The following is a 21,257-nucleotide window of genomic DNA, read 5'->3' on the forward strand; positions in this document are numbered from 1 at the left end:
AGGCCCTCGTCGGTTTGTCAGGTTTTCGGTTCGATCCAGGTGTCGGAGAAATCGCCGGCGGTCAGGTCAATACTATTGTTCAGGTTGTGCACGCGCGCGTGATACACCTGCAATGCCGAGGGCACCGTAACGAGCGGCAACACCGGCAGGTCGCGGCCGACGATCTGCTGGACTTCCTTGAACGCGGCCGCGCGCCTTGTCTCGTCGGTTTCGGTCGCGGCCGCGCGAAACAACTCGTCCACTTGCGGGTTCTGATAATGCGACGCGTTGATCCAGATCAGCGGATGCCGGACGCCGTCCGACCAGTAGATGCGCTGCACGCCGACGGTCGGGTCATACAACCGGCCGAGACCATTCAGGTTCAAATCGAATTCGCGTGCCGTGTACGCGCGGCGCAAATAGGTTGGCAGGTCGCCGTCGAGAATCGTCGCCTTGATGCCGATGCGCGCCAATGCGGCGCGCAGATACTCCGCCGCGCGCCGAAAATCCGCGCCGCTGATGTAGTTGATCTTCAGCGCGAAGCGTTGACCGTCCGCCTGCTTTGGATAACCCGCTGCGTCGAGCTGACGGTTCGCGGCGTCGATGTCGAACGGATAGTGGAACGTGCTGTCGTCGTAGTAGGCCGCCAAGACGGCTGGCACCGGCGAGTCGACCACACTCGCGCGCCGGTAGAACACGTTGTCCTTGATGAAGTTCCGATCGATCGCATGCGCGATTGCCTTGCGAACCGGAAGCTGCGCAAGCACCGGATTTTCCAGGTTGAATTCGAGGAAGGCCGCGTTGTTCAGGTACGCGTCGTAGCTGTCGTCGATTTTCAGATACGGCACTTTCGCGAGCCGCCCGAGATCGGCCAGACCTACATTGGCCGCGGCGTCGACTTCGCCCGTTTCGAGCGCGGCCGAGATGGATGCCTGGTCGGGCACGATCCGATAGACCACACGGTCGAGATGCGGCGCCCCCGCGCGCCAGTAGTTCGCATTTCTGCGCAGGCTGATGTGACTGCCGCGCACCCACTCATCGAACACGAATGGACCGGTGCCGATCGGCGCGCTCAGATTGGGGCTCGTGAGCGGATCGCCGTCGCCATAGCGATGCTGCGGCACGATCGGCAACTCCGCCGACGACAAAGCCTTGATCAGATACGGCGTTGGTTTGCCGAGTACGATCACGGCCGTCAACGGATCGGGCGTGTCGACGCGTTCGACGTTCGCGAGCGTGATGCGCCCGCGCGGACCGAGACGTTTTTGCGTGAGGATCGAGTAACGCACGTCGGCCGATGTGAAGTTCTCGCCGTCGTGCCACTTCACGCCGGGCCGCAGCCTGAACGTATAGTGCAGACCGTCGGCACTCGTGCTCCACGCGATGGCAAGCAACGGCTGCGGCCTGAACTGCGCGTCATAGCGCAAGAGTCCCTCGGTGATTTTGGCGCTGATGTTGCGGATCACCGTGTTGGTGTCGAGCAGCGACACCAACGACGGCGGTTCCTGTTGCACTGCGTAGGTCAGCGTTCCGCCCTGTACGGGCGCGGCGTTGGCTCCGGCAAGCGCGCTCGACGAAGCAGCGGCGCTGGCCGCATGTGCGAGGCGCACCGAGGAGTCCAGCGCGCCGGCGGACAGAAGCGCCAGTGAGCTCTGGATGAAATGCCGGCGATCTAAGCGCATGGCTAACCCTGTTGAAGCGGCGTCTGGACGGCTTCAACCTCGCCGTGACGCGCGAGGCGACCAAAAAATGGATGCCCCGGATCGTTGAAACCCGGCGTGGACGGATGTCCGCTCGTCACGAGCGAATCGACGAAGGCTTCGTCTTCAGCGTTCAGGCGGTAGGCGAGCGCGGGCAGATAGTCCTGCCACTGCGCCTCGGTGCGAGGCCCGGCGATCGTCGAACTGATGTAGCGGCTATTGAGCACCCACGCGAGCGCGAATTGACCGGCAGAAAGACCGCGGGCCTGCGCATGCTCACGCACGCGCCGCGCCAGTTCGAGCGATTCGGGACGCCACTCGGTCTGCTGCAAGCGCCGGTCGCTACGCCCCGCGCGGGTGTCGGCGCCGGGCGTCGCGCCCGGTTCGTATTTGCCCGTCAGCACGCCGCGCGCGAGCGGGCTATACGAAATGACGCCGAGCCCGTAACGATGCGCCGCCGTCAATTGCTCGGCTTCGGCCTGGCGGTTCGCGATGTTGTAGAGCGGCTGGCTTGCGATAGGCGCGTCGAGTCCGAGCGCCTGGGCGGTATGGCTGAACTCGGCGATCTTCCACGCGCGATGATTGGACAGTCCGTAGTAGCGCAGCTTGCCAGCGCGGATCAGCTCGTTGAGCGCGCGCACGGTTTCTTCGACCGGCGTCTGATGATCTTCGCGATGGATGTACAGCAGGTCGATGTAGTCGGTGCCGAGCCGCTGCAGGCTCGCATCGACGGCGCGCGCGATATGTTTGCGCGACGCACCTCGCGCATTGACGTCGCGCTCATCGAGCGGATTGGCGAATTTGGTCGCCAGCACCCAGCGCTCGCGCTGTGCGGAAATCGCGCGGCCGACCACGCGTTCCGACTCGCCTTTGGCGTAGACGTCGGCGGTGTCGATCGAATTGACACCCTGTTCCAGCGCCTGTTCGATGATACGTGCAGCGGTGGCCTCGTCCGTGGGGCCGCCGAACATCATCGTGCCCAGAGTCAGTGCCGAGACCTTGATACCGCTGCGACCGAGTTGTCTGTATTCCATGAGAGTCGAATTCCGTGAGAGAGTTTGAGGCGAAAGCGTTTTAGCGTTGCAGCCAGACGTCGGCGAAACTCGCCGACACGCCGTCCGGGCCCGTCGTATGGTTATGGACCGCGCGCGAGTACACGGTCAGGTATTGCGGCGACACCAGGTTGATGTCCGGAAGATCGTGTTCGAGAATGCGCTGAATCTGCGAGAAGAGCTGCTTGCGTCTGCCTTCATCGGTTTCTTCGGCGACCTGCGTGAACAGCAGGTCGATCTGCGGGTTGCTATAGTGCGATCCGTTCGTGAACGGCACGCCGCGCCGGAAGTTGTTGCTCGTATAGAGCCGCGCTACGCCGACCACCGGATCGAACAGGTTGCTCATGCCGTTGATCGAAAAGTCGAAGTCGCGATCGGTATAGATACGTTTCAGATACGCGGGCAAATCCTGGCTGCGCACGGTGACCGCAATGCCGACCCGCGCCAGTGCGGATTTCACATAAGCGGCGGTGCGCGTGGGCAGATCGCCGATCGGCAGCGGGTCGACGGTCAGCGCGAAACGCGTACCGTCCGCCTTGCGCGGATAGCCGGCTTCGTCGAGCAGCGCGTTGGCGCGCTCCACGTTGAACGGATACGGCGTAGGTGCCGGGTCGTAGTAGGGGCTCGTCGGAATGATCGGACTGGCGAGCGGCGTCGCATAGCCGTAGAAGATTACCTTGCGGATCACGTCGCGATCGAGCGCCGACGCAATCGCCTGACGCACTTCGAGTTTCTTCAGTACAGGGTTGTCGAGATTGAACTCGATGCGCGTCACACCAGCCTGGAACTCATAGCCGCGCTGGTCGAGCGCGAGCTTCGGATTGCTTTTCAGCCGCTCGATATCTGAGAGCGGCACGGGCGTGTCGCCGCTCAGGTCGACGGAGCCGTCTTCGAACGCGACAGTGCGCGCGGCCGGATCGGTGATGACCTTGACGACGATCTTGTCGAGCAGGGGCTTGCCCTTGTCCCAGTAGTCGTCGTTGCGTGCATATTCGACGTAGCTGCCGCGCACCCACTTGACGAAGCGGAAGGGGCCCGTGCCGATCGGCGCGTTATTGGCTGGGTTGGTCAGCGGGTCGGTGCCTTCGTAAATGTGTTTAGGCACGATCGGCGTTTCCGACGACGAGAACGCCTTGATCAGATACGGCGCGGACTTCGACAGCGTGACGACGACTGTATAAGGGTCCGGCGTCGTCACAGCGGTGACATTCGCGAAGGTGGTTTTGGCGCGCGGGTGGACTTGCCTGAGCGTCTGGATCGAATACGCGACATCGGCGGACGTGAAGGGCTGACCGTCATGCCATTTCACGTCGTGACGCAAATGAAAAACGTATTTGCGGCTGTCGTCGCTGACTTCCCACGACGTCGCGAGCGAAGCTTTCGGCTGCAACCTGAAGTCGTATTCGAGCAGACCTTCGACGACTTTTGGACTGACCTTCAGCACATTGGTCGCGGTCGTCGCGAGATCGACGAGAGCGGTGGGCTCCGGCGTGACGACGAAATTGAGTGTGCCGCCGCGCGTTTGGGCGTGAGCGTGAGAAACAGAGAACGCGACGACGAGCGCGGCCGCGAATCCGAGCGCGCCATTGACAAGGCGCGCGCCGCGCCGGCGCGGCGCCGCCTGCGATGTGACGTATGCCATCGTATGGTTGTGCGAGAAGAGAGAAGGGAAGAAAGCGGGAACCCGCTCAGACCGTGGCGTGAGCAGTCGTGTCACGGCGCGCGAGTGCGCCACGCAGAGGCGCGGGATCGACCCACGCGTCGAAATCGAAGTCCGTTGGAATGAATCCCCACTTGAACAGGAAATGCTTGAAGTCGGCGAGCGCCGCCAACGCTTGCGGATCGAGTCCGATGCTCAATTGCCGATGTAGCCCGCCCGGATAGGCTCGCTCGACCCAGTGCTCCGCGCTGCGCGTTTCGCGCGCCACGTAGCGCGCAATGTCGCCGGCATGGCGTTGCGCCCAGTCACCCGCGTCCAGCGTGCGGGCCAGCACCCGCTCGACCAGATCGGGGCGCTCGCGCAGCAGTTGCGCGTCGACGGTCAACGGCCGCGGCGTACCATTGTTCGCGTGCAGCAGCCGATTCGGCTGGGCGCTGATATCGATCAGGATCTTCGCGTTCAGCAGGTTTGCGATATCGAGCCCGGTCGCGCCTTTGACGAACACGACGTCGGCCTCGCCGCGCAGCAGTGCTTCGGCTTCGCGGGCGAATTCGTGAGAGCGCTGCGCGTCCAGCCAGTCGGCGAGCGGGGCATCGGCAGCGGGCTTGGCGTCTTCGAGGCCGCGCGGCGTATGCGGGAGGTCGACCAGATCGACGTCTTCGAGTTGCACGCCAAGCGCGCCGAGCAATGACGTGAAGCCACGCAGGGCAGTCGCGCGATGGAAGTCGACCACGCTTGCGCGTGTATTGAGCGGAAAGCCGAAGCGGCGTCCTGCAAGCGCTTGCGCGCTGGCATCGAGTTGCCGGTCGAGCGTGATCAGCGCCTGGAATTCATCCACCCAGCTCACGCCGATCAGTCGCGTATCGCTGCCTTGTGAGCGCGCCCATAGCGCGGGAATATTGCCACCCTGCCGAAACGACCATGGCTGCGTGTGCGTGAAGTGCGAGCGCCGCACGGTGGCGTCGTCGGCGTCCTGGAGCGCTTTGACGTCGATGCCGTCGGCGGCGAATTCCTGTTCGAGCCAGCCTTTCTGTATGGTTATGCCGAACGGCGTCGGGGCAGGGCAGCGGGTGTACCAGAGTCGGCTCATTCAATCACCTTTGCATTCGGAGATGGCGGGGCAGTCAGAGGCGCAGGCCCGCTTCACGTAGCAGCGGGAGCACGCGCGCGCCAAAGAAGTCGAGGTCCGGCTGGAAGTCGAAGAAGCTCAACTGCACGCCGTCGATACCCGCGCGATGCAGGCGCACGATGTATTCGGCAATCTGCTGCGGCGAGCCGACGATCGAGATGTTGCCGCCGACTGCTCTCGCGGCCGCCTGGTTTCGCTGCTCGGCATTGCCTCGCCATGCGTGGGCGTCACTATCGAAGCGATGGAAGCTCCCTTCGTCGCCATGCGCGACGATCGCGTCGCGATAAGCGAGTGCTTCGGCTTCGGTGTCGCGGCAAATCACCATCGGATTGATCAGAGTGCGGACTTTGCGTCCGTACTTCGCGGCCGTCGCCTTCACGCGCGCCGTGTGGGCCGGCAACGCCGTCAGCGCCGCTTCGATTTCAGAGCCAGCGGGGCTGGTGATGAACACGACGTCCGAGTAACGCGCGGCGAAGTCGATCCCTGCATCCGATCCCGTCGCATTCACGAGCAGCGGGCGCCCGTATTGCGGCTTTGGCGTGACGAACGCCTTGTCGAGCTTCCAGCTCGACAGCTCGGGAACGAAGCTGAAGTTCTCCGGTTGTGACCAGAGCTGTTGCACCGCGTCGAGAAACTCGCCCGCCAGTTCATAGCGTCGGTCATGTTCGATGCGCTGCCAGCCGAACATTTCGTGCTCGACCGCGCGATGGCCGGTCACGACATTGATGCCCCAGCGCCCCTTTGAAATGTGATCGAGCGTCGCGGAGAACTTCGCGAAGTGCAACGGATGCCACGGGCCATAAAGCACATGGCTGGTAGCAACAAGAATGATGCGTTCGGTGCGCGCGGTCATCGCCGCGAGCGACATGAACGAGTCGAGGGCCTGACCGTTGAACACGCCACCATAGCCGCCCTTCGGCAGCCACTGGGACAGCGCGAACACCAGATCGAAGCCGAGGCTCTCAGCTTTTTGCACGAGCGCCAGGTTGTAGTCGAAGTTCCAGTCGGTCGTGCGAGGCAACGTCGAGGCGCTCCAGCCACCTGCCTGAATCGGCAGGAATAGGCCGAGCAGCAACGGCTGCTCGAGCGCCCGGGCAACCGGACTATCGTTGAATTCGACAGGCGAGCGCACCGGTACGAAGGGCGTAGCGTCGCGCTTGCTGTCCAATGACTGCGCCGGCGCTTGCGGTTGAGCGGCGAAAATGGATTGGGTCACAGTTATTGTCCGTGCCGTTTGACGTAAAAGGCGCTTGTTCTTTCAAGCGCTCGGCTATCTTGCATAGTGGTTGGCGCCTGGCGCGCGAATCACACCTGAAAGCAAGGCATGAGGGATCCCGATAACACAGTAGATCACGCAAGGTTTGCAACGCAAAACAATGAATTCTTCTTTTCATTTGAGGCATTGCACTGCTCTGTGGACGTCAGTCAGCGCTGCTCGTTCCAGAGGATGTGGAAAGCGCCGCGGCGACTTCCTCGGAATGCGCCTTTGCCCAGGCAGCCGCTTCTTTGGAACCGTCGATATCCTCGCGGAGGACCAGAATGCCCTCGCGGTTCGGCCCCGACGGTTGTGCGGCGATCTAGTCGTTATGTCCGCCTGGCGCCTGCTGGACGATGCAGCCCACGTTGCCGGAGTTGCCGAATGCTCGCGTCGCGAGCGCGCACGTGGGTTTCAGGTCTGACCGGTGGGTGAAGGACGCACGCCGTTAAGATAGAAGTTGCCAACAGCGGCGTATTTCCAGCGCACCGGATCATGCACGGTGTGAACTCGCGCGTTGCGCCAGTGCCGGTCGAGATTGAGCGACGGATGCGTCGAGCGGGTTCCGGCCAATTCGAACAGCTTGCTGCTCGCTTCGATTGCGATTTCGGTAGTCAATGCCTTGGCTTGCGCTACGGCGATGGACGCGGCCGCAATCGAGTCTGGCCCAATATCGGCGAGACAGCGATCGATCTCGCGACCGGCGCGTTCCATCATCGCTTCGGCCGCGTGCAGACGCGTCGTCAATTCGCCAAGCTGATGGATCACATAGGGATCGGCGCTGAGGGGCGAGATGGCGCTCGACGACGAAGCCGCGTCGCGTTCCCGAATAAAGGCGATCGTCGCATCGATTGCGGCGCGCGCAATGCCCGCGTCGATGCCGACATGGCTGATCTGTGTGACCGCGTTTTGCGGCCAGTGCGCGTAGCTTTGGTGAATCGGTAGCACGTTGAGCGCGGGCACCCAAACATCGTCGAAAATCACAGTTCCGCTTGCCGTGGTTTTCTGCCCGAAGCTTTGCCAGTCGTCGATGATCTTCATGCTTGGGTGACCGGCCGGCACCACCGCCACCGTGCGGCGTCCTTCCTGGTCCTGACCGATGGTCGACACATAGTCGGCGAAAAGCGCGCCGGTCGAATAGAGTTTGGTGCCGGACAGCCGGAAGCCGTCTTGATCCGGTGTGATGGTCATCGCGGAGCCGCCTGGTTGCCGTCCGCCGACGTCGACATTCGCATTGCCAAAGCGAGCACCGCCCAGAATCTCGCCGAGAAAGAACGACCGCTGTCGCGCGTTGCCGGTTTTCCAGATCCAGAACACCGCGCTGTTATGGTTCTGCTGGATCTGCGCGATCGACGGGTCGGCTTGCGCGAGGATCGCGAATACGCGCGCAACCGTCGCGTATGAAACTTGTGCTCCACCGTATTCGCGCGGCACCGTCATGGCCCACAGTCCCGCACCGGAGCAGGCATCGAGCTCGGCGAAAGGCAGGACGCGTTCGCTATCGCGACGCGCCGCGTCGAGCGCGAAGCGCTGGGCGAGCGTTCGCGCGGTGTGCAGCGCTTCATCGTCGGATTTGAGAACGTGCGCCGGTGAATAGGCGCGTGCGGTAGCTCGGGCGCTCTCCTGGAACACGACGTCTGAAGCGTGGGCGGTCATCGACGACTCCTGGGCAGTGCATTCGGGAACGGGGCTAAGGCTTAACGCGGGATCGCCTTTAAACGAGTGATGCGGTGTCGGCTTCTTCCGAGGTCACGACGACGGCTCAGTGCCTGTGGCGAAAGAAAATCGGTTTTTACAGACATAACGATGCTTTGACATACAACGTTCGCTTTAGAGCAGAACCTCTCTAAGGCAGCGCTGAGCAAAAAAATGTACCGGTAAATGAATCCATTGGACAACAAACAATAATTTCTATTCTTATATGCGCCTTGATCGGGAGACAGCGAAACCGATACATGGATGTAAGCAAAGCAGAATCGCTTCGTTGGTGTATCCACGGTAGCTGGCTATGCTTTTCGGCGAATCCTACTCGCAGTTTCAACGATCGATCGGACCATTCATTCATGACGACGCTAAACGAGTACCTTCAGCACAAACGCATTGCGTGGCTCGCGAAACGCGAAGCGGCGCGCAACGACCCGGATATCAAGGCTAACCAGCTGAAAGCCAATGTGCGTGCCTTGGGACGCAGTGGCGTACGCGAAATCCGCATTCGTGACTTTCAGGTCATCAGCGACAGCCCCGCTGATTTCGCCGGCTACAACCTCGGACCAGCATCGCCTGAATTACAGCTCGGTGTGCTGGGAAGTTGCCTCACGCATATCACGCTGATTCAGGCTGCCGAGCGGCAGTTGCGGATCGATTCAATCGATGTGGAAGTGACCGGTGAACAGCATCCGCTCGCACAGCAACCGGGTTTCGAGCATGTGCCGATCTTTCCGCACAACCTGCGCTATACGCTCGATATCGTGTCGCCGGAGTCACCCGAAGCGATTCGCGCGCTGCATGAAGCGGTGGAGGCGGTTTGCCCGATCTACAACCTGCTGAAAAACCCGCAGTCGATCGTCGGTGAATTGCGGCACGTCAGCGCGGCGTAGCTAGCGTTCCATGCGCGTGGCGTTCTGCGCGTTGCACGGCGCCACGTCACCAATACCCCGACGCACGTCGCGCGACAAGCGCCGCGACCAAGGAGAGAAATGATGAGTGCAGCCCGCATTACGGAGGAAGCCGAATTCCAGATCAGCCCGCTGTCGGCGCATATCGGCGCCGAAGTCAGCGGAGTCGATCTGACCCGACCGCTTGATCAGAAACAGGTTCGGGCGATCCGCGCCGTATTGCTGAAGTGGCGCGTCCTGTTCTTTCGCGAGCAGTTTCTAAGCCACGAGCAGCACGTTGCGTTTTCCGCGCAATTCGGCGAACTGACGGTCGGGCACCCGGTATTCGGCCACGTCGAAGGGCACCCACAGGTCTACTCGATCTCGAAGTTTCGCAAGGCGACGCGCTTCGAAGGGCAACCACTGCTGCGGCCATGGACAGGCTGGCACACCGACGTGACGGCCGCCGTCAATCCTCCGTTTGCGTCGATTTTGCGCGGTGTCACGATTCCGCCGTACGGTGGCGACACGCAATGGACGAACCTCGTCATAGCCTATGAAAAGCTGTCCGAACCGCTGCGCAAGTTCGTCGACGGTCTGCGCGGCGTGCATCGCTTTGCGCCGCCGCAAGGCGTGAAAGGCACTGACGCGTTTGCGTCGGCGGTCGAGCAGCATACCCTCGTCAGCGAGCATCCGATTGTGCGCGTGCATCCCGAGACCGGCGAGCGCGCGCTATACGTGAGCCCCGGCTTTCTTAAGCAGATCGCCGGCGTCACGCCGCGCGAAAGCCAGGTGCTGCTCGAACTGCTGTGGGAGCACGTCACGCGACCGGAATTCACCGTGCGCTTCAAATGGGAAGCCGGCAGCGTGGCGTTCTGGGACAACCGCACGACTGCACATCTCGCGCCGACCGACATCTTCGATCTCGACTTCGACCGTCAGTTGTATCGCACGACGCTCGTTGGTGACGTGCCGGTCGGGCCAGACGGAAGGCCGTCGGTGTCGCTCGAAGGTTCGCCGATGGGAGCGGCCGCAGCCATTGCGCTGAACTGAGCCGCAGGTCGCTCGTGGGGCGGTCGAGTTCGTTGAAGCGCGCGCCGCGAAGCCCGGTGACGGCGACGCGCCCCGCAAGCGGCGCGCTCAGAGCGCGAAACGGCCTTCCGCGACGAATGTCGGTAGCGGATTGCGCGGGCTCGGCGTCTCGCGCTTTTGCAGGGCTTCAGGCAACGAAGCCTTGTCGCCAGCGCGGCCGATGGCGACGGCCGCCTCGATCGCATAGTCCTCGGGGATCGCGAGTTCCGCGCGGATATGCTCGCGTTCAATGCCGGCAAGGCCGTGTGCCTTCCACCCCGAGAGGCTTGCCTGCAGCGCGAAATAACCCCACGCGGCGCCTGTATCGAACGAATGCGACGCGAGCGGAACTTCCGTTGCGGCCCCCGGTGGCGCGAACGTGCGCTTCGACAGCACGATCAGGATCGCGGCGGCATGTTGTGCCCAGCCGCGGTTGAACTCGTTCAGGAAGCCCAGAAAGCGCGTCCAGTGCTCCGTGTCGCGGCGCGCATAGACGAACCGCCACGGCTGCGAGTTATACGAGGAGGGCGCCCAGCGGGCCGCTTCGAGAAAGGTTAGCAACGTCGATTCTGGAATGGTGTCGTTCGTGAACGCGCGCGGCGACCAGCGTTCGAGAAATTGCCTGTCGATCGGATACTCGGCGGTACGGGAGTTCGAGGTGGTCATGTTTGTGCCATTGAGGGGAGAGAGGGGCGATGCTTACGCGTGTACGCCCGCCGGAGTCAGGACGGCGACTGGCGCCACGCCGCTGTCCGCGCGTGCAGTGCACATGAACAACCGAGCGAAGCGTGTTCGCTCAGCGCATGCATCTTGAGCCGCAACGGCATCCTGCCGGACGATGCGCGTCTCAATGCGCATTCGGCGGCTCGCCGGCGTGCCCTGGTCAGGAAGCGGCCACCGCGAGTTCCCTGCGTTCCCGCGCTGTCTGCGTATAGCGATTGACCGGACGCGCCAGCCCCAGATGCTCGCGCAGCGTGCTGCCCGTGTACTCGGTGCGAAAAAGTCCACGGCGCTGCAATTCCGGCACGACCGTATCGGCGAATTCGCTGAGTCCGCCCGGCAGCCACGGCGACATGATGTTGAAGCCGTCCGCACCTTCCTCTTCGAACCATTGCTGCAACTGGTCGGCGATGCTCTGCGGCGTGCCGATCACCTGCTGGTGTCCGCGCGCGCCCGCGATGCGTAGATACAGATCGCGGATCGTCAGGTTGTCGCGCCGTGCGAGGTCGAGCAGCAGCCTTTGCCGGCTCTTGCCGCCATTGGTTTCGGGTAGCTCCGGCACAGGTCCGTCGACGGGATATTGCGACAGGTCGATGCCGCCGGACATGTTCGATAGCAACGCGAGACCGACCGCCGGATCGATGAGCTCCTGCAACGCGTCGAACTTGTCGCGCGCTTCCTGCTGCGTCTTGCCGATCACCGGGAAGATGCCCGGCATGATCTTCAGGTGTTCGGGCGCGCGTCCGTAACGCGCGAGCCGTCCTTTGACGTCGCGGTAGAACTGCTGCGCTTCGTCGAGCGTCTGATGCGCGACGAAAATCACCTCGGCCGTTTGCGCAGCCAGCTCGCGCCCGGCTTCCGACGCGCCCGCCTGCACGACGACTGGCCAACCCTGCGGCGAACGCGCGACGTTCAGCGGTCCGCGCACGCTGAAATGCTTGCCGCGATGGTCAAGCACATGCAGTTTGTCGGCATCGAAATAGATGCCGCTCGCCTTGTCGCGCACGAACGCGTCGTCTTCCCAACTGTCCCACAAACCCGCGACCACGTCGTAGAACTCTTTCGCGCGCTCGTAGCGCACCGCGTGATCGAGGTGTTTGTCACGGCTGAAATTGTGCGCTTCCGTTTCCGTGCTGGAGGTGACGAGGTTCCAGCCCGATCGGCCACCGCTCAGATGATCGAGCGACGCGAATTTGCGCGCGACGTTGTACGGCTCGTTAAAGCTGGTCGACACGGTCGCGATCAGCCCGATGCGCTCCGTCACGACCGACAGCGCGGCCAGCAGCGTCAACGGCTCGAAGTGATCGGCGCGCGCGGTGCGCGACAGCGAGGGCAGATGCGTATCGCGCACGCTGACGCTGTCCGCGAAAAAGATCGCGTCGAATTTGGCCTGCTCGGCGATGCGCGCGAGCTGCGCGTAGTGGGCGAAGTCCAGGCCCCCCGCCGCATGCGTGTCGGGGTGACGCCACGCGGCGATATGATGGCCCGTCTCCATCAGGAATGCACCGAGGCTCATCTGTCGTTTATGTTGTGATGCTGCGCTCACTGCTCGCTCCTTGTGACCGACGTTGAGGAAAGATCGTGTTGATCGGCGCAGATGTCAGCGTGCGTTTTCGGCGCGCTCCGAGAAATCCGCGAGGATCCGTTCGCGCAACTGCACGAAACGCGGGTCGCTGCGGTCACGCGGCCGCGGCAAGCCAACCTGCGTAATACGATTGATACGGCCGGGGCGCGGCGCCATCGTCACCACGCGATCGCCAAGATGGATCGCTTCGTCGACGTCATGCGTGACGAGGATCATCGTGATGCGCTCGCTGTTCCAGATCCGCTGCAACTCGTTTTGCAAACGTGTGCGCGTGAGGGCGTCGAGCGCCCCGAATGGTTCGTCGAGCAACAGCACGCGCGGGCGATTTACGAGCCCGCGCGCAATCGCCACGCGCTGCGCCATGCCGCCGGAAAGCTGATGCGGATACGCATGCTCGAAGCCTTGCAGTCCGACGAGTGCGACGTGCTCGGACACCGCGTCGCGCTTCTGCTGCGGCGAAAGCGGCGCGTTGCGCAGCGCGGCGAGAATATTCTGCGAGGCTGTGAGCCACGGAAACAGCCGGTGATCCTGAAACACGATGCCGCGTTCGAGCGACGTATCGTGCACCCGCTCGCCGTCCACGCTGATCTCGCCGCGATAGTCGGTGTCGAGTCCGGCGACTAGCCGCAGCAGCGTCGACTTGCCGCAGCCGCTGGCGCCGAGCACGCTAATGAATTCGCCGGCCGCGATGTCGAGTGAGATGTCATCGAGCACGAGCAGGTCGTCGTCCGCATCGGGTTGGCGCGCATAGCGCTTGCTGACGCCGCGGATGCGGATGCCTTCGGAAATCGTGGTGGTCATGAGTTCGCTTCCTGTTGTTGAGCCGCTTCAAGCTACGGCGCGTTCGCGCGGCGCACCGCTGCGGCGCGCGATCACTCGTCGCTCGACGCCGCGCGCCAGTGCGTTGAGCGCCCAACCCGTCAGTCCCACGACGATGATGCCGAATAGCACGAGGTCCATCCGGAACTGCTCGCTGCCGTCGATCAGCATATTGCCGATGCCGCTGCCTGCAACGAGCAGATACTCGGCGCCGAGCGTCGCGAGCCACGAATAGATGAGCCCCAGATAGAGACCGGTGAAAATCGACGGTAACGCGGCGGGCAGAATCACGTAGCGGATCAGCTGGATGCGCGAGTAGCGCAACGCGCGCGCGACCTCGATATAGCGGCGCGGCACCGCATGGATGGCGTCGCAGGTATGGGCGGCGACCGGCAGCAATGCCGCGAGCGACAGGAACACGACCTTCGCCATGTCGCCGAGGCCGAACCAGACGGAGATCAGGGGGATCCACGCGAACAGCGAGATCTGCTTGAACGTATCGAACGTCGGCCCGATCAGCCGCGTCGCAAGGCGCGAGAGCCCGAGCGCCGAGCCGAGCAGCAGGCCGCCCGCCGTGCCGATGACGAATCCGCTCGCCTCGCGCGCCAGCGAAGCCGACAGCGCGCGCAGCAATGCACCGCTTTCGACTTGCTGCCACGCGGTGTGTGCGACATCGGCGGGGCTCACGAGCAGGCCGCTCTTGACGATATGCAACGCCGACACGAGCCACCAGGATGCGAACACCGCGAGCGGCAGCACCAGTCCGCGCCAGTTGAATGTGCCCAGGCGCTTCCGAAGCGCTGACACGCGAGTTTGCCTCGCCGGCGCTTCGCAACCGCATGGCGGTGGAGCACTTCGCCGCGGCTCAAGGAAGCGGCGCAGCGCGTCGGAAGCAGAAGTGAGTGACATGACAAGTCCCCGAACTACAGCGCTTACTCGCGAAACGCCGAAGGTTGGCCGCGCCGCAGCCGCGCTTCGAGCGCATCGAGCAGACGGTTGATCGCAAAGCCGATCGCGCCGACGATCACGACGGACGCCATCACCAGATCGAGTTGAAAGAGCTGTCGTCCATTGACGATCAGATAGCCGAGCCCTTCTGACGACGCTACCAGTTCGACGACGACCAGCGCTAGCCATGCTTTCGTGAACGCGAGCCGCACGCCGGTGGCGAGCGTCGGTACGGCGGCGGGTAGCACGACGTATGCGATGCGCTGCCAGCGGCCATAGCCGAATCCGCGCGCGACTTCATCGAGCGCGGCGGGCGTCTGGCGAAAGCCCTGCATGGCACTCAGCGTGACGGGCACGAGCGCGGCGTGCGCGATCAGGATGTATTTGAGCGGCTCACCGACGCCCACGAGCAGCAGCAGTAATGGCAGCCAGCCGAGCACGGGAATCTGCACGAGCGCATTGAAGCCCGGCAACGCATACGATTCGAGCGTTCGCGACATACCGAGCGCCGCACCGATCAGGAAACCGGCCAGCGTGCCCGCGCCGAAGCCCAGCAGCACGCGCTGCAGGCTCACGACCGTGTGGTGCGCGAGGTCGCCGCTGCGCGCGAGTTCGTACAACGTGTCGAAGACCATCTGCGGCGGCGGCAGAATTTGCGGCGCGATCCAGCCGCGTTCGCAGCCAACGGTCCACAGCGCGAACAGCGCGGCGGGCAGTAGCCACGGTGCGAGATGCCAGCCTACGGCGCGTGCGCGTCGCTGCAGGTTTGCGCGTGCCTTCGGGTTGCTGTCGTTCGCTTTGGCCGCGGGGCGCGCGGTTGCGTGCGCCGCGGCGTGGGACCATTCGCCAAGCACCTTGCTCATTGTCGACTCCGGTCATCCGAGGGGTTTGCCTTGCGCGTCGTAACGCGTCCAGTAGTGGTCGAGCGACTGGCTGTGCAACGCGTTGTCGAGATAGCGCGGCTCGAACCAACCGTCGACGTCGACGGGCTGCCGGATCAGCTTGAGCCTCAGCGCATCGCCCGCCACGGCCTTGTAGCGCGCGACGATGAAAGGATCGATCAGCGGCGAGTTGCGCGACTTCAGCGGCTGGTTCGCGAGCTCCGACTGCCACGACGCGTAGCTGACGCCGCTCTTCGCCCATAGTTTGAACAGCGCGTCGCGGTTCGCTTCATCGGACGACCATTGCGCGCCTTTGACAAACACGTTGACGACCCGTTGCACGATATCGGGATGGGCGCGATCGAAATCGTCGATCACTAGCAGGTGCGATTGCCGGGTGAACTGTGGACCGGCCGTCTGCGATTCGAAGACGATCCTGGCGAGACCTTGGTCGCGCAGTTTGTAGAGGTGATAGTCGCTGACCGACGCGTCGATGCCCTTGGAGGACAGCGCCGCGAGCGCGCTGGCCGAATCGAGATTGATCACGCGCAGATCGCGCTCGTCGAGCTGGTTTGCGGCGAGCAGGTTGTCCGCGACGATCTGCAGGTTGGTGCCCCGAAAGATCGACACGCGCCGACCCTTCAGATCCTTGATTGTCTGCACGGGCGAGTCGGGCGGCACGGCGATCTTGACGCCGACCCGCACACCCGATTCGAGCAGGATGCGCGTCTTCAATCCGTTCGCGCGGCCGAGCACGGACGGCAGATCGCCCTGAAACGCGAAGTCGAGCGACTTGTCGGCAATGGCCTCGTTGACAGCGGGGCCCGCGCCCTTGAAGAAGAGCCATTCGACCTTGATGCCGTCGGCGGCGAACTCCTTTTCGAGCAGTTGAAGCTGCTGCACGGTGGCGGCGGGCGAGCCGCCGAAGGTTGGGGGGTCGCCGGCACCTTGCTGCGCGACGCCGATGCGGATCACCGTTGGCTTGTCCGCGTGGGCGGCCGATGCCGTGAATGCCAAAGCTGCGGCGAGTAATGTGCACTTCAGCAGTGAGAGGATTTGCAGAAGGTTCCGAGAGCTCTGGTTAGCCATTGGTCGGGGCGACGTGTAGCGCGGCGTGGTCGTGGAATGCTCATTCTTGTCGACGCTGTTGCTCGGGACAAGAAAGCAATGCAGCTATGTATATGCGCTGCCATGCTTTTCGGACCGGAGAGAGAACCGTTGCCCAAAGGAGCCGTTGGGACAGGTAAATACGTGTCGCAGCGCGGGTGCATCACTTTGAACGAAGTCGGCATCGCGTATAGCATGGCATCCACTAGACGGGAGGACGCGGGGCGCTAGCAACGAAGCATTTCGCTGATTCTTAGCAGTGAGCGTGCAATGGCGCTTGGCGCTCGCCACGCGGCCACGCCACGAGTCATTTCAACCCTGCCACTGCGCGCCGACGCGCCAACACCCTCACCGCAAGCAGACACCCGCCCATCACGGTCAACGACAACACCGTCGTCATCGTGCCGAGCGCATATATGACCGGCGTCGTCACCGACGTGGTGAGCCCCTGAAGCTCGAGCGGCAGCGTGTTCTGATCGCCGATCGCCTGCGAGGTGCGAGCGATCTCGTCCCATGACAGCGTGAAGCCGAACATCGCGACGCCGACCACCGACGGTCCGATGATCGGCAGCACGACATGCAGGAAACTCTGCCACGGCGTCGCGCCCAGATCGCGCGACGCCTCTTCATAGGCCGGATTGAAGCGGTTGAACACCGCGAACATCACCAACAAACCGAACGGCAGCGTCCACGTCAAATGCGCTCCGAGCGCGGAAGTGAACAGGCCCATCGACGTCGTATAGCTATCGGAAAACGATTGATACCCCCATGCCGACGCGAGGTACTTCACCCCATTATCGAGCAGCCGGAACGTCAAACCGATCCCAAGCGACACAATAATGGACGGCATGATCAGACTCGCGACCGACACGTAGAACACCGCCGTGTCGCCGCGAAACTTTCGACGAAAGGCGAGGCCCGCCGCCACTGAAAACAGCACCGTCAGCACCGTGACCGCCAGCGCGAGCCGCACGGATCGTCCGAACGCGCCCCAAATATCAACATCGCCGACGCCGTCGCGCAACGCGGCGAACCAATGCAGCGAGACACCGCGCATCGGAAACGTCAGGCCGCCCTCGGGGCCCTGAAAGGACAGAATGAATATCGTAATCACCGGCCCATACAAGAACAGCACGAACAGGCCGAACAGCAGCGCAAGCCAGTAGAAACTGGCTGGACGGCGTTCCCGATGCTTGACGCGAATGGCCTGCATTTTCACAGCTCCTTGCGGATATCGACGACCCGCGTCAAACCCCACACGATCATCAGTACGACGGCGAGCAGAATGATCGCATTGGCTGCCGCTGCGGGAAATTGCAGGTAGCCGGTCTGCACCTGAATGACTTTGCCCACCGATGCAATCTGTTGCCCGCCCATCACGCCGACGGTCAGAAAATCGCCCATCACGATCGTGATCACGAAGATCGAGCCGATTACGATGCCCGTCTTCGACAACGGCAGGACCACGTCGCGTACCACCTGCCAGCTGCTCGCACCGGCATCGCGCGCGGCTTCGAGCAGCGACCGCTCGATGCGCATCATCGCGTTGAAGATCGGCACGATCATGAAGAACGTGTAGAGATGGACGAACGCGAGCACCACCGAGAAGTTAGAGTACAGCAGCCATTCGAGCGGCTGGTCGATCAGATGCGCGCCGAGTAGCACCTGATTGACGAGGCCATTGCGGCCGAGCAGCGGCATCCACGAAATCATCCGGATCACGTTGGAGGTCCAGAACGGAATCGTGCAGACGAGGAACAGCACCGTCTGCATGCTCGTCGTGCGTACGTGAAACGCGAGAAAGTAGGCGATCGAAAAGCCCAGCAGCAAGGTCATTGCCCACACGATCGCGCAGAACCTGAGCGTCGACCAGTACGTCTTGAAGGTCACGCAAACGTCCGTCATCGACGAACAGCCGTTGAAGATCGCGGTGTAGTTCTTCAGCGTGAACGCGGGAATGATCTGGTATTCGTTGAAGTCCCAGAAACTGACGATCAGCGTGATGACCAGCGGCACGACGAAAAACAGCAGGAAGGTCAGCGACAGCGGCGTCGCCTGCAACCATGCCGGTGCGCGGCGATGTTTGACGGGCGTGTCCTGCGCGTGCGAGGGAAGGTCGATGGTTGCCATGGGCGGGTATCTATCGAATGACTGCGCGGCGCATCGCTGCGCGAGAACGAGAAATGACTACGCTGCTCAAAGGAGCCGTGCTTGCCGGCGCGTCACACCCCGGCAAGCACATCGAGCCGCGGCGTCGATCAGGCCGCGATGAACTCGTTCCACTTCTGAACCATGTAGATGTTCTCGTCCATCACCGCGTTCCAGCACGCAATCGCACTCATGCGCTGGGTGTATGAACCGCCGTCCCGCACGGCGCCGGCCTTTTCGAGCAGTTGGCCGTCCGGCGCCTTGATGTCCTGCGCGGCCGCTTTGCCTTCGATCCAGTAGTCCCATTCGTACTGCTGCATGTGCGTCTTCGCGGTCTCGATGACGCCGGGGTAGTAGCCCTGGCGCATCAGGTAGGCGCCGGCCCAGCCGTCCTGGAACCAGTTGACGAATTCGTACGCGGCGTCGAGCTTCTTGCCTTGCAGCGAGCGCGGAAAGCCGAAGCCCGAGGCCCACGAGCGATAGCCTTCCTTGAGCGGCTGAAATTTACACGCGATGCCCATCGTGCGCACCTTCGTCACCGCCGGCGACCACATCGACTGGATCACCACTTCGCCCGACGCCATCAGGTTCACGCTTTCGTTGAAGTCCTTCCAGAACGCGCGGAATTGGCCAGCATGCTTGGCGTCGATCAGGATCTTGATGGTCTGGTCGATCTCGGCCTTGGTCATATTGCCTTTGTCGCCGTATTTCATGTGACCCATCGCTTCGATCGCCATCGCCGAATCCATGATGCCGATCGCGGGAATGTTCAGCAGCGCCGCCTTGCCTTTGAACTGCGGGTTGAGCAGTTCTGCCCAACTGTCGATCGGGCGCTTGATCAGGTCAGGACGAATGCCGAGCGTGTCCGCGTTATAGGTGGTGGGGATCAGCGTCATCCATTCGGTCGGCGTCGCTGAGAACTCGGTCGAGCGCGGGCCGGTCAGGAACATCACCTTCTTTGGCGCGGTGCCCTGGTCGCCGATCTTCTTGCCGTTGACTTCACCGCGCGTCAACACGGGCGTGATCTTGTCGGCGAGCTTGATGCGTTTGGCGTCCATGCCCGCGAGCGTGCCGGCAGGAATCAGCTTCTTGAGCGCGAAGTATTCGGTGTCGACAATATCGAACGAGTTGGGTTGCGTGATGATGCGCTTGGCGACGTCGTCGGTGGTCACTGGCACGTATTGAATCTCGATGCCGGTGTCTTCCTTGAATTTCTTCGCGATGTCGGCACTCTGATTGACCGCGGTGCCGAGGTAGCGCAACGTGATCTTTTCCTGCGCATGCACGTACGGAAAGCCGGCAATGCCGGCCGCCGCCACCGCGCCCTTGATGAACGTGCGGCGCGACAGGCCTTTTTCCTTCACGTCGGCTGCGGCCACTGCCGGGCTCTCGTTCGTTTCACTCATTGCTTTCTCCTCAGTTGACGTTCAATTCGCGCTTATTCGACGTTCGGTTCACTGCATTGCGATCCGCTGCGATGCAAGTACTCAGGCTGCCAGCGGATGCGCGTCCCGCTCGTTCCACCAGATCACCACGCGCGCGTCGGGACCGAGCCGTGTCGCGTCGTAGTCGCCGTCGCTCACGAGCGAGATCAATTCGGGCGAGCCGTCGAGCGGGTCGAGCGTCATGCGCAGATGCGTGCCCTGGTATTCGGTTTCACGGACCCTGCAGGGTACGCCGCCAATGCGTGTCAGGCCGCTCTCGCCGCCGGCGTTCTGCACTGGCGTGACGCCGTGCGGCACCACGCGCAGATGGTCGGCGCGCACGGTAAACAGGTGGCCATTCGTATTGAAGACGTTATGGCCGCCGAGGAAGCGGGCCACGAATTCGGTACACGGACGGTTGAATACTTCGTGCGGTGTGCCGCTCTGCTCGATACGGCCATGGCTCATCACCACGACGAGATCGGCCAGCGCCATCGCTTCTTCCTGCGAGTGCGTGACATGCACGAAGGTAATGTCGAGATCCTTCTGCCAACGCTTGAGCTCGGCGCGCATCTGCACGCGCAGAAACGGGTCGAGCGCGGAGAGCGGTTCGTCGAGTAGCAGGCAGCCCGGTTGATTCAGTAACGCGCGCGCGAGTGCCACGCGTTGCTGCTGGCCGCCGGATAACTGGGCTGGTTTGCGCTCGGCATACGCGGACATCGCGACCAGTTCGAGCAGTTCGGCGGCGCGCTTGCGCCGCACGTCCTTCGCGACGCCGCGCACCTTCAGGCTGAATGCGACGTTGTCGAGCGCGCTCAGATGCGGGAACAGCGCGTAGTTCTGAAACACCATTGCGGTGCCGCGCGCGGCGGGTTCGGCGCGCGTGACGTTGCGGCCCGCGATCAGAATGTCACCTTCAGTGACGGATTCATGACCGGCGATCATGCGCAAGGTCGAGGTCTTGCCGCATCCGGACGGGCCGAGCAGGCAACAGTACTGGCCGCCGGCGATGCGCAGGTCGATCGCGTCGACGGCCAGCGAATCGCCATATTGCTTTGACACGTGGACCAGTTCGATATCGGCGGCTTTGGTTTCGAGCACCGTTGAAGCAGGCTGAATCATGAAGGATGTGTCCTCGTGAACGGCGAACAGTGGGGTGGGGCACGCGTCAAATCAATGCGCCGC

18 protein-coding genes are annotated in these 21,257 nt (G+C 62.8%); 2 read left to right on the forward strand and 16 right to left on the reverse strand.

The annotated features are described in order from the left end of the window. Window positions 1-17: 17 nt before the first annotated feature. The 6 genes from QFZ94_RS40310 to QFZ94_RS40335 all read right to left on the reverse strand — a co-directional run bounded on the left by QFZ94_RS40310 (window position 18) and on the right by QFZ94_RS40335 (window position 8,431). Window positions 18-1,661 (reverse strand): ABC transporter substrate-binding protein, encoded by a 1,644-nt coding sequence (locus QFZ94_RS40310; protein WP_429463556.1) that lies wholly within the window; start codon window positions 1,659-1,661, stop codon window positions 18-20. 2 nt (window positions 1,662-1,663) lie between these two features. After that, window positions 1,664-2,713, reverse strand: coding sequence for an aldo/keto reductase (locus tag QFZ94_RS40315; protein WP_429463558.1), 1,050 nt, complete (start codon window positions 2,711-2,713; stop codon window positions 1,664-1,666). Window positions 2,714-2,753: 40 nt separating this feature from the next. Beyond that, window positions 2,754-4,373 carry an ABC transporter substrate-binding protein gene (locus QFZ94_RS40320; RefSeq protein WP_429463560.1) on the reverse strand — a complete coding sequence of 540 codons (1,620 nt, stop codon included), beginning with the start codon at window positions 4,371-4,373 and terminating at the stop codon, window positions 2,754-2,756. Window positions 4,374-4,419: 46 nt separating this feature from the next. Next, window positions 4,420-5,481 carry an ABC transporter substrate-binding protein gene (locus QFZ94_RS40325; RefSeq protein ID WP_429463562.1) on the reverse strand — a complete coding sequence of 354 codons (1,062 nt, stop codon included), beginning with the start codon at window positions 5,479-5,481 and terminating at the stop codon, window positions 4,420-4,422. 34 nt (window positions 5,482-5,515) lie between these two features. Then, window positions 5,516-6,724, reverse strand: a complete 1,209-nt coding sequence (locus QFZ94_RS40330; RefSeq protein ID WP_410848507.1) for an LLM class flavin-dependent oxidoreductase — start codon at window positions 6,722-6,724, stop codon at window positions 5,516-5,518. 465 nt (window positions 6,725-7,189) lie between these two features. Beyond that, window positions 7,190-8,431: an SfnB family sulfur acquisition oxidoreductase gene (locus QFZ94_RS40335; protein WP_429463564.1), complete on the reverse strand. Its 1,242-nt coding sequence runs from the start codon at window positions 8,429-8,431 to the stop codon at window positions 7,190-7,192. 407 nt (window positions 8,432-8,838) lie between these two features. Here QFZ94_RS40335 and QFZ94_RS40340 point away from each other — a divergent pair, with 407 nt between their 5' ends. Together QFZ94_RS40340 and QFZ94_RS40345 are read left to right on the forward strand one after the other, a co-directional pair. Beyond that, window positions 8,839-9,372, forward strand: coding sequence for an OsmC family protein (locus tag QFZ94_RS40340; RefSeq protein ID WP_429463566.1), 534 nt, complete (start codon window positions 8,839-8,841; stop codon window positions 9,370-9,372). 102 nt (window positions 9,373-9,474) lie between these two features. After that, window positions 9,475-10,422 carry a TauD/TfdA dioxygenase family protein gene (locus QFZ94_RS40345; protein WP_429463568.1) on the forward strand — a complete coding sequence of 316 codons (948 nt, stop codon included), beginning with the start codon at window positions 9,475-9,477 and terminating at the stop codon, window positions 10,420-10,422. An 87-nt stretch (window positions 10,423-10,509) separates the two neighbouring features. On the opposite strand, the gene QFZ94_RS40350 is transcribed toward QFZ94_RS40345, so the two are convergent. The 10 genes from QFZ94_RS40350 to QFZ94_RS40395 all read right to left on the reverse strand — a co-directional run bounded on the left by QFZ94_RS40350 (window position 10,510) and on the right by QFZ94_RS40395 (window position 21,194). Further along, a complete protein-coding gene (locus QFZ94_RS40350) occupies window positions 10,510-11,106 on the reverse strand; it encodes a nitroreductase family protein (RefSeq protein WP_429463570.1) in 597 nt (198 codons plus the stop codon). A gap of 217 nt (window positions 11,107-11,323) precedes the next feature. Next, window positions 11,324-12,676 carry an LLM class flavin-dependent oxidoreductase gene (locus QFZ94_RS40355; RefSeq protein WP_429463572.1) on the reverse strand — a complete coding sequence of 451 codons (1,353 nt, stop codon included), beginning with the start codon at window positions 12,674-12,676 and terminating at the stop codon, window positions 11,324-11,326. An 84-nt stretch (window positions 12,677-12,760) separates the two neighbouring features. Beyond that, window positions 12,761-13,546: an ABC transporter ATP-binding protein gene (locus tag QFZ94_RS40360; RefSeq protein WP_429463574.1), complete on the reverse strand. Its 786-nt coding sequence runs from the start codon at window positions 13,544-13,546 to the stop codon at window positions 12,761-12,763. A gap of 27 nt (window positions 13,547-13,573) precedes the next feature. Next, window positions 13,574-14,473, reverse strand: coding sequence for an ABC transporter permease (locus tag QFZ94_RS40365; RefSeq protein WP_410848468.1), 900 nt, complete (start codon window positions 14,471-14,473; stop codon window positions 13,574-13,576). A 23-nt stretch (window positions 14,474-14,496) separates the two neighbouring features. Beyond that, a complete protein-coding gene (locus QFZ94_RS40370; protein ID WP_429463577.1) occupies window positions 14,497-15,375 on the reverse strand; it encodes an ABC transporter permease in 879 nt (292 codons plus the stop codon). 12 nt (window positions 15,376-15,387) lie between these two features. Further along, window positions 15,388-16,482 carry an ABC transporter substrate-binding protein gene (locus QFZ94_RS40375; RefSeq protein ID WP_429463579.1) on the reverse strand — a complete coding sequence of 365 codons (1,095 nt, stop codon included), beginning with the start codon at window positions 16,480-16,482 and terminating at the stop codon, window positions 15,388-15,390. A gap of 325 nt (window positions 16,483-16,807) precedes the next feature. Then, window positions 16,808-17,713 carry an ABC transporter permease gene (locus QFZ94_RS40380; protein ID WP_410842383.1) on the reverse strand — a complete coding sequence of 302 codons (906 nt, stop codon included), beginning with the start codon at window positions 17,711-17,713 and terminating at the stop codon, window positions 16,808-16,810. A gap of 2 nt (window positions 17,714-17,715) precedes the next feature. Continuing rightward, complete coding sequence (locus QFZ94_RS40385) at window positions 17,716-18,630, reverse strand: ABC transporter permease (protein ID WP_429463581.1); 915 nt, start codon at window positions 18,628-18,630, stop codon at window positions 17,716-17,718. Window positions 18,631-18,758: 128 nt separating this feature from the next. Continuing rightward, window positions 18,759-20,054, reverse strand: a complete 1,296-nt coding sequence (locus QFZ94_RS40390) for an ABC transporter substrate-binding protein (RefSeq protein WP_429463583.1) — start codon at window positions 20,052-20,054, stop codon at window positions 18,759-18,761. Window positions 20,055-20,135: 81 nt separating this feature from the next. Continuing rightward, window positions 20,136-21,194, reverse strand: coding sequence for an ABC transporter ATP-binding protein (locus tag QFZ94_RS40395; RefSeq protein WP_429463585.1), 1,059 nt, complete (start codon window positions 21,192-21,194; stop codon window positions 20,136-20,138). Window positions 21,195-21,257: the final 63 nt, after the last annotated feature.

Origin of the sequence: Paraburkholderia sp. JPY465 (assembly GCF_050436725.1) — a bacterium.
In the GTDB taxonomy this organism is placed as follows: Bacteria; Pseudomonadota; Gammaproteobacteria; order Burkholderiales; family Burkholderiaceae; genus Paraburkholderia; species Paraburkholderia youngii.